The organism is uncultured Sphingorhabdus sp., from assembly GCF_937872355.1.
Classification (GTDB): domain Bacteria; phylum Pseudomonadota; class Alphaproteobacteria; order Sphingomonadales; family Sphingomonadaceae; genus Sphingorhabdus_B.
The window spans coordinates 1-13,412 of the sequence record NZ_CALMSV010000249.1; the positions used below are offsets into that span (position 1 = coordinate 1).

Sequence of the window (13,412 nt, forward strand, 5' to 3'; positions counted from 1 at the left end):
CAGACCCAATTGCTGGTCGAAATGGAGGGTTTTGAAGCAAATAAAGGCACTACCATCATCGCCGCGCCCAACCGCCCCGACGTTCTCGATCCGGCACTGCTGCGCCCGGGCCGTTTCGACCGCCAGGTTGTAGTTCCGCGCCCTGATATCGACGGCCGCGTGAAGATTCTGGGCGTCCATATGAAGAAGGTGCCTTTAGCTCCCGATGTTGACGCGCGCGTGATTGCACGCGGAACGCCGGGCTTCTCGGGTGCAGATCTGGCCAACCTCGTCAATGAAGCCGCGTTGCTCGCAGCACGTCGCGGCAAGCGCCTTGTCGCCATGAAAGAGTTTGAAGATGCCAAAGACAAGGTGATGATGGGCACCGAACGCCGGTCGATGGTCATGACCGAAGACGAAAAGCGCATGACGGCTTATCATGAAGCTGGCCATGCCATCGTCGCGATCCACGAACCGGCCTCGGATCCGATCCACAAGGCAACCATCATTCCGCGCGGCCGCGCCCTCGGTATGGTGATGCGCCTGCCGGAGCGCGATAACTACAGTTACCACCGTGACAAGATGCACGCCAACCTGGCGGTCAGCATGGGTGGCCGCGTCGCCGAAGAACTGGTCTTCGGCTATGACAAGGTCAGCAGCGGTGCATCGGGTGACATCCAATATGCTACCAGTCTTGCGCGCGACATGGTGACCCAATGGGGTATGTCGGACGATTTGGGCCCGCTGCAATATGAAGAAAAGCAGGATGGCTATCTAGGCTATGGCTATAGCCAGCGCTCTGCCATGTCGGACGAGACAGCGAAGAAGATCGACGCCGAAATCCGCAAACTGGTAGAAGGCGGCTATGCCAAAGCTACCGCGCTACTGAAAAAGCATCGCAAGCAGTTGAACCTGCTCGCCGAAGCTTTGCTCGAGTTTGAAACGCTGTCGGGCGACGAAATCAAGCAACTGCTTGAGACCGGAAAATTCGAGCGCGATGGCAGCAAGACCGTGCAACCGAAAGATATCCCGACCGTTGGTACCGCGATTCCAAAGGCTGGTCGGGGCAAGCGGACAAGCGTTGGTGGAACCAGCCCGCAAGGTGCGTGAGGTCACGGACTAGTACGCTGATTCACTTGCCATTCAAATTGGCGGGCCTCCCGTCCGGCGGGTAACTGAGGGGAGATTGGAAATGGCGGAATATCGGTGCTTTTGTGTGTTTTGTCGGGGGGGGGCCCGCGCCCCCCGCCGTTGCTGGTTCTGGCGACATGAACGTTGCGACATTCCTAGCCAAAGCAGACGCACTGAAGGCCAGGGGTATGGGGGCGCTTGGTTCTCCAGATATCAAGATCCTTTATGGCGAAGCAAATGCAGCTGGCAAAACCTATCGAGAAACAATAGCCGCCGACAAGAAGGCCGGGCGTACACCGCACAGCTGCCCGCCGAAAACGGCATCGCTAAATTCCGAACAGCTTCTTGCCCATTTGCGCACCTATCCGGCAGCTGTCCGACCAAAGACAACGATCACGACCGCGATGTTCGATGCGATGAAGAAGCGCTATCCGTGCCCCTGAACGCGCGCTAGCATCGCTCCATGCCAATATATTGTGATGAATCTGGTGGTGTCGGGCGCGGGGTAATGACGCTGGCCGCAATTGACATTGAAGAGGACAGGGCTGAGGCGTTGATTGCCCGTTTCCGCACCGTTACCGGTTATCATGGTGAGGTGAAGGGAAGCCGCATCGATTTCGCCGAACGCGCGCTGCTTTTCGAACTCGTCAAAGACAGCGAAGCAAAGATTTCAATCGGCATTGCGATATCCGCACTGGTTCCGGAAAAAAATGCCGACCGTGGCGATCATGACATTGATGTCTATGCGGCACTGCTCGAAGATGTGGTCGGTGCAATGCTGCCCGAAATTCCAGGCTGTGATAGCGTAATTATCGATGACGGACGGTATGGCCCCGAAACCTTGGCAGCAATCCGGGCCGATATCGCCAAACTAGTAGGGCCTTGTGGCACAACCCAGCTGGAACATAGTCACAGGCTGGCCGGGCTGCAGATCGCCGATGTTATCGCCAACACCTTTTTCAACCGTGCACTGGTAACCGAACGGCAGGGTCGGATAGCGGCCATAGCTGCGCCACTGCTCGAAAGCGGGCAAATAAAGATGCGTGTATTGGGTGGCGGGGAAGAACCCCCGCCTGCCGATTAACGGTCGTAGTCGCGGGCGACGCCAGCGCTGCGTGCAGGCGCCGCAGCGGTCAGGCGAAGCGCTTCTGCCGACCTGGCGAGCGAGCCGATGTCATCGACTTCTTCGTCCTCATCGACCTGAACCTTCTGCAGCGACTGCGTCAGGCCTTCCTTCAGATGTTCCGGACGAACGGTTTCTTCAGCGATTTCACGCAGGGCAACGACCGGGTTTTTGTCGCGATCGCGATCAATCGTCAGCTCGGCACCGCCGGAAATCTCGCGTGCGCGCTCTGCAGCGAGCAAAACGAGATCAAAACGGTTGGGAACCTTATCGATGCAATCTTCAACGGTAACGCGCGCCATGTCGGCTCCTGAATCACTTTGAATGTTTGGAAAGTCGAGCGCAATTAGGGGTTGAGGCCCGACTTGTCAATGAAAAGCGCGCGCTTGCGCCGGTTGCGTGTCGCGATGCGACCTCTTATCTGCCCTATATGGAAGCTTCGAAAACCGCGTTGGATTTACCGGGTAAGCGGTTCGAAATCGCCGGAAACATTCTGCATATCCTGCACGATCCAGAAGAGCGCCTGCAAAGCCTGCTGCGGCTGATCGGGTCGGCGACACACAGTCTCACGCTGAGCATGTATATGTTCCATAACGATACCAGCGGAACTGAAGTACGCGACGCACTGGCGGCGGCAGCGCTGCGTGGTGTGAACGTTGAGGTGCTGATCGACAGCTTCGGTTCGTCAAAAGTCCCGGCATCCTTCTTCCAGCCGATAGCCGAGGCAGGCGGTAGCTATCATTTTTTCAGCTCGCGCTGGCGGCTTTCCTATTTGATCCGCAACCACCAGAAATTGCTGGTCATTGACAATGCGCATGCCTTGATTGGCGGCTTCAACATCACCGACCAATATTTCGGACGACGCGGAGACGATAGCTGGGAGGATCTGGGCCTGACCATATCGGGGCCGGAAGTCGCGCGAATATCGAGCTATATTTCCGAACTGATCCAACTGTCGGCGGATGGCGGCGTGCGCCTGCTCGCATTGCGGCGCCTGATCCGCACCTGGCAACCGGGGGAAGGGCCTTTGCAATGGTTGGTTGGCGGCCCCACCAACCGCATCTCACCTTGGGCGCTGGCGCTCAAGCGCGACCTGAAAAATGCCCGAACGATAGATATAGTCGCCGCCTATTTTTCACCCACACAGACAATCCTGCGGCGGCTGGCATCGGCAGCCCGCAAGGGTGGCGACGTACGGCTGGTGCTGGCAGGCAGGACCGATAATGGCGCGACGATCGGTGCTGCGCGTATCCTCTACGGCTATCTGCTGAAGCGGGATGTGCAGATTTGCGAATACCAGCCGCAATTGCTCCACACCAAGCTGCTGGTTATCGACAATGCCAGCTATATCGGCTCGGCCAATCTCGATATCCGCAGCCTGTTCATCAACAAGGAACTGATGCTGCGGATCGACGATGCCGGGGTGGCAGACTATTTGCGCAGACTAGCCAGTCAATTGGCGCTCAAGAGCGAAGTGCAGACTCCGGAATTGCACCGCAACCGGCTGTCATGGTTCAATCGGCTCCGCTGGTCGCTGGCCTATCTGCTGGTCAATAGCGTCGACTATAATATCGGGCGGCGCATTTCGCTGCGCATCACCCAAATGCTGCAAAAGCGACTTCCGGGAAAGAAGGCTTAGCCTTTCCAGCCCCAGAACAAGTAACAGGGCAGGACGTTCCAGAATTCATAGCCATTGTCGATGCGCTTGAAATGCGGTTCCATGAAGTCGCGAGCGCGGGCGCGGAACTGATAGACCAGAAATGCACCGCCGGGGCGGATAGCCTCGCCGGTTTCCTCGGCAATCTTTGGTCCAAGGTCACCGGGCAGCGTCGAAAAGGGCAGACCCGACAATACATAATCGGCATGTTCAAAGCCGAAGCCTCGAATGATATCATTCACATCTGCTGCAGACCCGTGCACCGCGATGAAGCGGCTGTCGCGGAAATGCTTGCGCAGAAATTCGATGAAATCGGGGTTAGTGTCGATCACCAGCAGTGTCGCATCCGGACGCATCCGGTCGAGCACTGGCTGACAAAAGGTACCAACGCCGGGGCCGTATTCGACGAACAGTTTGCATTCGTCCCACTTCACCGGGGCTAGCATTTTCTGCACCGTCCAGCGCGAGGACGGGATGATCGAGCCGACCATCACCGGATGCTTGAGAAAGCCTTTAAAGAATACGCCCCAAGGGCCGAAAAACCGTTGCACCGATGTCTTGATGCGTTCGATCTTCGAAGTGAGTGCTACCGAACCGTTGTTCATCAATCCGCCTTAGGGCTGTAATACAGTAAGCAACTGCACTCGCAAATGCGCGCGCGCGATGCAAGCCGGTTAAGCAAAAAAGTCGACAAAACGAACGGGCGGGGTTGCCCCAAACGTAAAGTCAATCCTATGGGTGGAGCATGCCAACCTACCCGCCTGCGACCGTTGCGGTCATCTTCATTGCCGAACGGACATTGGCGGATGATGCGGGCTATTCAGTTGCTGCCGACGCAATGGTCGATCTCGCCAGTAGGCAGCCCGGATATCTTGGTATCAATTCAGCGCGTGGCGACGATCGCATCGGTATAACCGTCAGCTATTGGGCAGATGAGGACGCTGCCAAGGCATGGCGCGACAACACCGAACATGCGGCAATCCGCGATGCGGGGCGGGACCGCTGGTATAGCTGGTACGATCTGCACGTCGCTTCGGTCACGCGCAGCTATGACTGGGTGAAGCCATAATGCCCAAAAGCCCGGCCATCCCAGCCGATCGGGTAACGATTCTGTTCCTGGTGATGCTGGTAGCTGCGGCGGGCAACACCGCAATGCAATCCGCGCTGCCCGCAATTGCGAGCAAGCTCGACATCGCCGATGTTTGGGTCAGCCTCGCCTTCAGCTGGTCTGCTTTGCTGTGGGTATTGACTGCACCCAAATGGGCCCGGCTGTCGGACAAGCGCGGGCGCAAAGCATTGATGACCGTCGGCGTCATCGGCTTTGCGGCATCAATGGGCTTGTGCGGGCTGGTGCTGTGGCTTGGCCTTGAAGGCTTTATCGCACCCGCAGCGACCTTCATCATCTTTGCCATATTCCGCAGCCTTTATGGCGGTTTCGGTTCTGCAGCGCCGCCAGCCGTGCAAGCCTATATCGCCGCGCGGACAGAGCGCGAGGAACGCGCCAAGGCGCTGTCACTGCTTGCTTCGTCCTTTGGCCTAGGCACCGTTATCGGCCCTGCCCTTGCCCATTTCCTGATTTTCGAGCCGTTCGGACTGGCCGGGCCTCTGGTAGTTTTCGCCAGCTTTGGCGTATTGGTGCTTGTTGCTCTCAAGCTCCGCCTGCCCAATGATACACCGCGCTTTGCCGCGCGCGGAATCGTGACGTCCTACCCCTCCGCCGCTTCCGTCAACCAACCCGAAGTCGAGGAAGGCGTCGAGGAAGATAACGCCCTGCCCCGCGAAGAAGTGCGGCTGCCCTGGCGCGACGAACGTTTTGCAAGCTGGCTGGTGGCGGGCCTGATCGGGGGCCATGCGCAGGCTATCATGTTGGGCGTGGTGGGCTTTCTTATCCGCGACCGGTTGGGCCTGCACGATCTGCCCAAGGAAACGGTAGAAGCAACGGGATCCGTCATGTTCGTCGGCGCGATGGCCACCTTGCTCGCGCAATGGGGGCTGATTCCCATCCTGCAGATCGGTTCGCGCGCGTCTGTGCTGTGGGGCGCATTTCTCGCACTGCTCGGCATCACGCTCGTTGGGGTGAGCTTCGATTTTTACGGCATCACTTTGGGCTTCGCCCTCGCTTCGCTGGGGTTCGGTTTATACCGTCCGGGCTTTACCACAGGCGCTTCGCTGGCCGTTCGCCGTTTTGAGCAGGGCGATGTGGCGGGCAAGATCGCATCGTTGAACGGCTCGGCTTATATTTTCACACCGGCCATTGGCGTGGCCCTGTTCAACTGGTGGGAACCGGCGACCTTCATCCTGATTGGAGCGGCGCTGCTCTATCTGATTGTTTGGGGACGCAAGGCGCTGGACGATGCACCCAAGCCGCTGGACGCTTGATCAAGCTTCGTTGCTTGAGCCATCCTTGTAGATGAAGCCGTAAAGCGGATAGCTGGAGGTGCCGAGACCGTTTACCGGCGCGTACCAGACGCGGACTTCGCTCCAATCGCCTGCCGCCGAAACGTCTAATACACGGGCGCCGCGTTCAATCTGGCCGCGACGACCATTGATTACCGACCAGTTAGCATGGTCGATCAAAACTTCGCGATCCGAAACAATCTTGCTGACCATGCCAACGTGCCCGATGGGCATCGAGCGGGTGGGTTTGAAGGCGATGACCGCGCCAACCTTAGGCTCATTGCCCCGCTCATACTTGCCAGCCGCCTGACCCCACCAGGTTCCTGCATTACCGAAAATCTCGATACCCGAAATGTCACGCGCAAAGGGCGCGCATTGCAGCGCCATGGCCTGAGCGGGAATGAGAAGGGCAAGCGCGCCAAGAGCGGCGACAATTTTCTTGCGGAACATGGAAAGCGACCCCAGATCTTTATCTTGTGTCAGCCTGATGGCTGCGCCCGGGTCTCACCACAATATCTAGTCGGCGACTTGCCAGAGTCGCGAGATGAACCGTTGTTCATATTCAGCCCATCGCCGGTGAGCCTCAACTCACCGGCGATGGGAGGAAATCAGGCCGCTTTCGCCTTCAGCGATTCAGCAACTTTCACGCCTTGGCGCTCAAGCGATTCGACGATTTTCTTGGCACCTTCCAGGTCGCCCCAGAACATCGGGCCACCGCGATAGACGGGCCAGCCATAGCCATAGATCCAGACGACATCGATATCGGATGCGCGCTGTGCCTTGCCTTCTTCAAGGATCAGATAGCCTTCATTGACCATCGGATAGAGGCAGCGCTCGATGATTTCGTGATCGCTGATTTCACGCTTCTGCATGTTCGAACGGCTACGGAAATCTTCGATGATCGCGAGTGCTTCGGCGCTCGGCGTGCGGTTGCGCTTTTCGTCATAGTCGTAAAAGCCCTTACCGTTTTTCTGCCCCCAGCGACCGGCCTTACACATCGCCTCGCGGATGTTGGTCGGCTCCTTTTCCATGTCGCGGTGCCAGCCGATATCGAGCCCTGCCAGATCACCCATCTGGAACGGCCCCATGGGAAAGCCGAATTCGGTGAAGACATTGTCGATCTGTTCGGGCGATGCGCCCTCCATCAACAGCGCATTGGCCGGGGTCTGCCGCTGGCTGAGCATGCGGTTGCCGATGAAACCGTGACAGACGCCCGCAACCACCGCAACCTTGCCGATCTTCTTGCCGATCGCCATCGCGGTGGCGAGGACATCGTCAGCGGTCTTGTCACCGCGCACAACTTCAAGCAGCTTCATCACATTGGCCGGCGAGAAGAAGTGCATGCCAAGCACATCCTGCGGGCGCGATGTTGAGTCCGCAATTTCGTTCACGTCCAGATAGCTGGTGTTCGAGGCTAGGATCGCACCCGACTTGCAGATCTTGTCGAGCTTGCCGAACACGTCTTTCTTGACGTCCATGCTTTCATAGACCGCCTCGATGACAAGGTCGCAATCGGCAAGATCGTCCAGGCTGAGCGAGGGCATGAGTAGGCCCATCATCTTTTCAACCTGCTCGCTGGTGTAACGCCCCTTTGCGGCCGACGCTTCGTAATTCTTGCGGATCACGGCGACGCCGCGATCGAGATTTTCCTGCACCATTTCAACTATGGTGACCGGTATTCCCTTTTGCAGGAAGTTCATCGTGATGCCGCCACCCATGGTGCCCGCACCGATCACGCCGACCTTTTTGATGTCGCGCAACTGGGTGTCTTTGGGCAGGCCGTCGATCTTCGCTGCCTGACGTTCGGCAAAGAACATGTGCCTCTGCGCCGCGGACTGGCTGCCGGTCATCAGTTTCATGAATTCGGCGCGTTCGAATTTCAGGCCATCTTCGATATTTGGGTTTTCTGCCGCGGCAGCCACGCAGCGCAGGTTCGCATAAGGTGCTTCGAAGCCCTTCCACTTGCGGGCATTTTCAGCCTCAAGCTTGGCGATGATTGCGGTGTCGCCCTTGACGGGCAGGTCGCGGGTGTGGCGCGGGCCCTTGGCAACGCATTCGCGTGCGAAAGCAACGGCATCGGCAGCGAGGCTGTCTTCACTCGCCAGTTTGTCGATCAGACCGGTATCAAGCGCCTTTTGCGCCGAAATCGGTTCGCCGAGCGAGGTCATCACTGCCGCCTGCTCAATGCCGACAAGACGCGGCAGACGCTGGGTACCGCCAGCGCCAGGCAGCAGGCCAAGCTTGACTTCGGGTACACCGAGTTTCGCCGAAGGAACTGCGATGCGATAGTGGCAGACAAGAGTCGTCTCGAGACCGCCACCTAGCGCGGTACCGTGGATTGCCGCGATCACCGGTTTGGTCGCGGTTTCGATGGTGTTGAGCACAGCATTGAAATCCGGCCCTTGCGGCGGCTTGCCAAATTCGGTGATGTCAGCACCTGCGATGAAGGTCTGCCCTTCGCAGCGGATGACGATGGCTTTAACGCTGTCGTCCTTCAGCCCCTGTTCGATACCGTCCGAAATGCCCTGGCGCACGTGCCAGCTAAGCGCGTTGACCGGCGGGTTGTTGACGGAAAGGACGAGGATTTCACCGTCCTGCGAGGTGGTTACGGATTGCATACTCTGTCTCCAGTTAGTCAGGCGGCCAAAGCCGCATACATCATCGTGCGAATTTCACGCCGGATCGGATAGGTCGATGAGGGCGCGAGTTGGGTCATGAAAACCATGATCAGATCCTCGACCGGGTCGACAAGGAAGGCGGTCGAATACATGCCGCCCCAGTAGAATTCACCCTTCGATCCCGCGAGCATCGTGGCTGCAGGATCGATATTGCAGGCGAAGCCAAGCCCGAAACCGATGCCTGCATTTTCCGCTTCGCTGAACAGCGATTTCGAATGCTGGGTCAAATCGCCGCCGCCAGGCAGATGGTTGGCAGTCATCAGCTCCAATGTCTTAGGGCTGACGATCTGGACACCATCCAGAGCGCCGCCATTGAGCAACATCCGGCAGAAACGATGATAATCGTGGACGGTCGAGGCAAGGCCGCCGCCACCCGATTCAAACTTCCAACCTTGCGCCCACAGGCTGTCGGCCCCTGCCTTGTCGGTCTGCACCATCTTGTCCTTGGGATGGAAGGCATAGCAGGGCGGAATGCGATGTGCTTGGTCGGCCGCAACCTTAAAGCCGGTATCCTTCATGCCGAGCGGTTCAAAAATATGCTCGCGAAAATAATCGCCCAGCGACTGGCCTGAAATACGCTCTACCAAAATGCCAAGTACATCGGTCGAAACCGAATAATTCCAGCAAGTGCCGGGATCGAATTCGAGCGGAATCTGCGAGAGGTGGTTGATGAAGCTCTGGCTGTCATTCTTCATCCAGTGCTCAAGATCGGTCTTGCGATAGGCGGCGTCGACCGGTGTGCGTTCCTGAAAGCTGTACGTGAAGCCGGTGGTATGGCGCAGCACATCGATGATGTTGAGCCGCGTCGTGGGAGGGCGGCTTGTGAAGGGCACATTGCCGCCGCCAGCCATGAACACACCCAGATCGGCAAATTCCGGAATATATTTGGCGACAGGCTCGCTCAACGCGACCTTGCCCTGCTCGACCAGTTGCATGAAGGCGATCGAGGTGATCGGCTTGGTCATGCTGGCGATGCGGAAAATGGCATCATGGTCGACACCGGACGCCCATGTATGCGCGACTTCATCGCCGCGCCCGATCAGCAGCGCGCCAAAGGGCAGCTTGCCACTGTCCAGATATTTGGACTGGATATGCGCGCCAATGCGGGCTAGCCGATCGGGCAGAAAACCAAGTTCGAGTGCTGCGTTGTCGTCGCTCATGTCAGTGTGCCGTCTGTCCGAGAAGTTGCCGCGTAACCGGATGTGAGCTGGTCAAGCCACCGTCGACCGCAATCGCCTGGCCATTGACATAGCTTGCCTGATCAGAGGCGAGGAACAATGCAACATTGGCCAATTCCTCCGGCTGGGCAGCGCGCTTCAGCGGGTTCAACTGCCCCACCTTGTGCATCACGTCCTTCGAACGGGCATAGTCAAAGGTCGGCTTGGTCATGCCGGTTTCAGTGAGGCCCGGGCAGATTGCATTCACGCGCACGCCCGATGTCGTGAGCTGCTGTGCCGCTGTCTTGGCGAGGTTGATGACGCCTGCCTTCGATGCCGAATAAGTTAGCGGGCCAGCGCCCGAATTGAGGCCGGCAACGCTGGCAGTCAGTACGATGGACCCGCCACGCCCCTGATCGACCATCGCCTTGCCCGCATACTTCACCATCAGTGCCGGACCGATGACGTTGACGCGGAATGTTTGGGCCATTGTCGCGGGATCTTTTTCGAAGATTCCGCCCATGTCGCCGATGATACCGGGATTGGCGAGGGAAACATCGAAACCGCCATAATTGGCTTTCGCGGTCTCGACGAGCTTCGCAACATCGGCCTCGACGCCGGCGTCGATCTGCAGCGCGGTGACGGTGCCGCCAGCTTCCTCAACCATCTTGGCCGTTTCGAAAACCGCTTCGGTCTTGTCACCGATGACGAGCTTCGCGCCTTCCGCAGCGAACCGTTTGGCAGATGCGCGGCCGATGCCCGAACCCGCGCCTGTTATGATTGCAACTTTGCCTGCGAGTGCGCCCATGCTCATCCTCCTGAAATTGTATTGCCGCCGTCGATGACGATCGTTTGTCCTGTGGTAAAGCCGCCTGCCTTGCTGGCAAGGAATACCGCTGCCCCGGCGATTTCATACGGCTCACCAATGCGGCGCAGCGACGAACGGCGCGTTGAAATTTCCAACGTATCGGGATTCTCCCAAAGCGCGCGGGCAAAGTCGGTCTTGATCAGGCCCGGTGCAATGCAATTCACACGCACACCCTTTGGCCCGAATTCATCGGCCAGATTGCGTGCCATCTGCATGTCGGCGGCCTTGGAAATGCAATAGGCACCGATGACAGTCGAAGCCTTCAAACCGCCGACCGACGACACGATGGTGATCGAGCCCTGTCCGCGTTCGCACATTTCGGATGCGACCATGTGGATCAGCCAGTGGTTGGACAGGATGTTGTTGTCCATGATCTTGCGGAATTGATCATCGCTGATCCCGGCGCTGGGGCCGTAATAGGGGTTGGATGCCGCATTGCAGACCAAGGCAGTAATCTTGCCAAAAGCCTTACGCGTTTCATCGACCAAATGCTGCAAATCATCTTTCGAGGAAATGTTGGCCGCGACCGCGATTGCAGTGCCAGCGCCATATTTCGCGTTGATTTCGGCCGCGACTGCATCACAGGCATCCTGCTTGCGGCTGGAAATGACCACCTTTGCGCCATGCTCTGCCATTTCCTCGGCAATCGCCTTGCCAATGCCGCGCGACGAACCGGTTATCAGGGCAACCTGCCCGCTCATGTCAAAAAGGGACATTCTCCATCCTCCAATGTCATCGCCCCTGCGACCGCAGGGGCTGCAGGAAATTTGCGCAGCGCAATTGGGCCAAACAAAAGCAGCCCCGGCCTGCGCCGGGGCTACGCCAATTTAAGCCGCTCCGGCCTTTACCGCAAATTCCCAAGCCCGATCCACGAGCGGGGTGACGCGATCAGACATGGCCTTGGCATGCGCCGAGCTGGCGGTGCCATCGATCACACGCTTCTTGATACCCTGCATGATCCCGGCAAGGCGGAAGAAGTTATAGGCGAAGTACCAGTTGAGATCGGGAATGCTGTCGCGTCCGGTTGCTGCGCAATAGCGCTCGACGACTTCTTCCAGTTCCGGGATGCCGAGCTCCATGCGGTCCAGATCCTTGACGCCTGAACGCCCGCCATTTTCGGTCACCCATGCCATTGCGACATAGGAGAAATCTGCCAGCGGATCGCCAATGGTCGACAATTCCCAATCAAGAACGGCGAGGCATTTTTCGCTGTTGCGATCGAAAATCGCATTATCAATGCGAAAATCGCCATGGACCACGCTGGTGCGGGTTTGTTCAGGCAGGGTAGCAGGCAGCCACTCAATCAGCTTTTCCATACCGGGCATGGTTTCGGTTTCCGACAGGCGATACTGCTTCGTCCAGCGATCAACCTGACGGCCGAAATAATTGCCCGGCTTGCCGAAATCGGAAAGGCCCGCAGCCTCGATATCGGTGTTGTGCAATTTGGCGAGGACATCGAACATCTCGAAATAGACCGCGCGGCGTTCCTCCGGCGTGCTACCCGGCATAGCGCCGTTCCAGATGGTGCGGCCGTCGACCATGCCCATGACGTAGAACCAGCTGCCGATGACGCTGTCGTCGGTGCAAAGGCCAAATTGGCGGGCGACGGGGAAGCCGGTCTTATACATCCCGGCCTGAACCTTATATTCGCGGTCGACCGCATGGGCGGAAGGCAGCAACGGCCCAAAGGGTTTGCGCCGGAGGACATAATTGCCCGACTCCGCTTCGATCTTGTAAGTCGGGTTCGATTGCCCGCCTTTGAACTTGGTCAGGTGCAGAGGGCCTTTGAAGCCCTCCACATTTGCCTGCATCCACTCGGTAAGGCGGCCTTCATCAAGTTTGTCGGCGCCTTCAGGCTCGACCGTGCCGACAAAGGCTTCCTCGGCATTCATTGCGGCGGCATCGCTCATTGATCGAATACGATAACACTGCGCGCGCTATCGCCCTTCTTCATCTTTTCGAAGCCTTCGTTGATCTGCTCGAGCGGAATACGCTCGGATATGATGCTGTCGAGATCGAGCAGCCCGCGCATGTAGAAATCGACAAGGCGCGGCATATCAACCGGGAAGCGGTTGCCGCCCATGATCGCTCCCTGCAGTTTCTTGCCCGAAAGCAGATCCATCGCCGACAGGCCAACCGAATGTTGCAGTGGCATCATGCCCAGGATCGTTGCCGTGCCGCCTCGGCGCAGCGATTTGACTGCCAGTTCGCCCGAAGCCGGACGGCCGACCGCCTCAACCGCATGGTCAACGCCACCATTGGTCAGATCAATGATCTGCGCCGCAGCATCGTCTGCCAGTGCATCGACCACGTCGGTCGCACCGAGCTTTTTCGCCAGTTCGCGCTTTTCCGGAATCGGATCAGCGGGAATGATGCGCCCTGCCCCGGCAATCTTAGCCGCATTGATGGTCGCAAGACCAAC

The 13,412-nt window shown here is 58.2% G+C and carries 15 protein-coding genes; 6 read left to right on the forward strand and 9 right to left on the reverse strand.

Features of this window, described 5'->3' with window-relative positions:
- From Q0239_RS15950 to Q0239_RS15960, 3 genes are all read left to right on the forward strand, one after another.
- The coding region (locus Q0239_RS15950; RefSeq protein WP_298604706.1) for an AAA family ATPase at positions 1–1,089 on the forward strand (1,089 nt) is incomplete at its 5' end.
- A 158-nt stretch (positions 1,090–1,247) separates the two neighbouring features.
- Positions 1,248–1,553, forward strand: coding sequence for a hypothetical protein (locus tag Q0239_RS15955; protein WP_298604708.1), 306 nt, complete (start codon positions 1,248–1,250; stop codon positions 1,551–1,553).
- Between the two features lie 20 nt (positions 1,554–1,573).
- On the forward strand, positions 1,574–2,194 hold the full coding sequence (locus tag Q0239_RS15960; RefSeq protein ID WP_298604710.1) for a DUF3800 domain-containing protein: 621 nt from the start codon (positions 1,574–1,576) through the stop codon (positions 2,192–2,194).
- Here the strand turns inward: Q0239_RS15960 and rpoZ are convergent.
- Positions 2,191–2,535: a DNA-directed RNA polymerase subunit omega gene (gene rpoZ / locus Q0239_RS15965; protein ID WP_298604712.1), complete on the reverse strand. Its 345-nt coding sequence runs from the start codon at positions 2,533–2,535 to the stop codon at positions 2,191–2,193. The genes Q0239_RS15960 and rpoZ overlap by 4 nt on opposite strands.
- A 128-nt stretch (positions 2,536–2,663) precedes the next feature.
- Between rpoZ and Q0239_RS15970 the strand changes: the two genes are divergently transcribed.
- Complete coding sequence (locus tag Q0239_RS15970) at positions 2,664–3,872, forward strand: phosphatidylserine/phosphatidylglycerophosphate/cardiolipin synthase family protein (protein WP_298604714.1); 1,209 nt, start codon at positions 2,664–2,666, stop codon at positions 3,870–3,872.
- On the opposite strand, the gene Q0239_RS15975 is transcribed toward Q0239_RS15970, so the two are convergent.
- Positions 3,869–4,495, reverse strand: coding sequence for a class I SAM-dependent methyltransferase (locus Q0239_RS15975; RefSeq protein ID WP_298604716.1), 627 nt, complete (start codon positions 4,493–4,495; stop codon positions 3,869–3,871). The genes Q0239_RS15970 and Q0239_RS15975 overlap by 4 nt on opposite strands.
- A 140-nt stretch (positions 4,496–4,635) precedes the next feature.
- Between Q0239_RS15975 and Q0239_RS15980 the strand changes: the two genes are divergently transcribed.
- Complete coding sequence (locus Q0239_RS15980) at positions 4,636–4,959, forward strand: antibiotic biosynthesis monooxygenase (RefSeq protein WP_298604718.1); 324 nt, start codon at positions 4,636–4,638, stop codon at positions 4,957–4,959.
- Complete coding sequence (locus Q0239_RS15985) at positions 4,959–6,269, forward strand: MFS transporter (protein WP_298604720.1); 1,311 nt, start codon at positions 4,959–4,961, stop codon at positions 6,267–6,269. Before Q0239_RS15980 ends, Q0239_RS15985 begins: the two co-directional genes overlap by 1 nt.
- On the opposite strand, the gene Q0239_RS15990 is transcribed toward Q0239_RS15985, so the two are convergent.
- The 7 genes from Q0239_RS15990 to Q0239_RS16020 all read right to left on the reverse strand — a co-directional run.
- The gene (locus Q0239_RS15990; RefSeq protein ID WP_298604722.1) at positions 6,270–6,737 is read right to left on the reverse strand and encodes a CHAP domain-containing protein; all 468 of its coding nucleotides are present in this window, start codon (positions 6,735–6,737) and stop codon (positions 6,270–6,272) included.
- Positions 6,738–6,895: 158 nt separating this feature from the next.
- The gene (locus Q0239_RS15995; RefSeq protein ID WP_298604724.1) at positions 6,896–8,905 is read right to left on the reverse strand and encodes a 3-hydroxyacyl-CoA dehydrogenase NAD-binding domain-containing protein; all 2,010 of its coding nucleotides are present in this window, start codon (positions 8,903–8,905) and stop codon (positions 6,896–6,898) included.
- A 17-nt stretch (positions 8,906–8,922) separates the two neighbouring features.
- A complete protein-coding gene (locus tag Q0239_RS16000; protein ID WP_298604726.1) occupies positions 8,923–10,125 on the reverse strand; it encodes a serine hydrolase in 1,203 nt (400 codons plus the stop codon).
- A gap of 1 nt (position 10,126) precedes the next feature.
- Positions 10,127–10,930: an SDR family NAD(P)-dependent oxidoreductase gene (locus Q0239_RS16005; protein WP_298604728.1), complete on the reverse strand. Its 804-nt coding sequence runs from the start codon at positions 10,928–10,930 to the stop codon at positions 10,127–10,129.
- A 2-nt stretch (positions 10,931–10,932) separates the two neighbouring features.
- On the reverse strand, positions 10,933–11,706 hold the full coding sequence (locus Q0239_RS16010; RefSeq protein WP_298604731.1) for an SDR family NAD(P)-dependent oxidoreductase: 774 nt from the start codon (positions 11,704–11,706) through the stop codon (positions 10,933–10,935).
- Positions 11,707–11,817: 111 nt separating this feature from the next.
- Positions 11,818–12,882 (reverse strand): phosphotransferase family protein, encoded by a 1,065-nt coding sequence (locus Q0239_RS16015; protein ID WP_298604735.1) that lies wholly within the window; start codon positions 12,880–12,882, stop codon positions 11,818–11,820.
- A 14-nt stretch (positions 12,883–12,896) separates the two neighbouring features.
- Positions 12,897–13,412, reverse strand: a 516-nt coding sequence (locus Q0239_RS16020) for a zinc-binding dehydrogenase (protein WP_298604733.1), incomplete at its 5' end; no start/stop codon positions are given.

What these genes read in the sequence shown, in the direction of transcription:
- Q0239_RS15955 (WP_298604708.1), top strand. Translation starts at nt 1,248, where the DNA reads ATGAACGTTGCGACATTCCTAGCCAAAGCAGACGCACTGAAGGCCAGG.
- Q0239_RS15960 (WP_298604710.1), top strand. Translation starts at nt 1,574, where the DNA reads ATGCCAATATATTGTGATGAATCTGGTGGTGTCGGGCGCGGGGTAATG.
- rpoZ (WP_298604712.1), bottom strand. Translation starts at nt 2,535, where the DNA reads ATGGCGCGCGTTACCGTTGAAGATTGCATCGATAAGGTTCCCAACCGT.
- Q0239_RS15970 (WP_298604714.1), top strand. Translation starts at nt 2,664, where the DNA reads ATGGAAGCTTCGAAAACCGCGTTGGATTTACCGGGTAAGCGGTTCGAA.
- Q0239_RS15975 (WP_298604716.1), bottom strand. Translation starts at nt 4,495, where the DNA reads ATGAACAACGGTTCGGTAGCACTCACTTCGAAGATCGAACGCATCAAG.
- Q0239_RS15980 (WP_298604718.1), top strand. Translation starts at nt 4,636, where the DNA reads ATGCCAACCTACCCGCCTGCGACCGTTGCGGTCATCTTCATTGCCGAA.
- Q0239_RS15985 (WP_298604720.1), top strand. Translation starts at nt 4,959, where the DNA reads ATGCCCAAAAGCCCGGCCATCCCAGCCGATCGGGTAACGATTCTGTTC.
- Q0239_RS15990 (WP_298604722.1), bottom strand. Translation starts at nt 6,737, where the DNA reads ATGTTCCGCAAGAAAATTGTCGCCGCTCTTGGCGCGCTTGCCCTTCTC.
- Q0239_RS15995 (WP_298604724.1), bottom strand. Translation starts at nt 8,905, where the DNA reads ATGCAATCCGTAACCACCTCGCAGGACGGTGAAATCCTCGTCCTTTCC.
- Q0239_RS16000 (WP_298604726.1), bottom strand. Translation starts at nt 10,125, where the DNA reads ATGAGCGACGACAACGCAGCACTCGAACTTGGTTTTCTGCCCGATCGG.
- Q0239_RS16005 (WP_298604728.1), bottom strand. Translation starts at nt 10,930, where the DNA reads ATGGGCGCACTCGCAGGCAAAGTTGCAATCATAACAGGCGCGGGTTCG.
- Q0239_RS16010 (WP_298604731.1), bottom strand. Translation starts at nt 11,706, where the DNA reads ATGTCCCTTTTTGACATGAGCGGGCAGGTTGCCCTGATAACCGGTTCG.
- Q0239_RS16015 (WP_298604735.1), bottom strand. Translation starts at nt 12,882, where the DNA reads ATGAATGCCGAGGAAGCCTTTGTCGGCACGGTCGAGCCTGAAGGCGCC.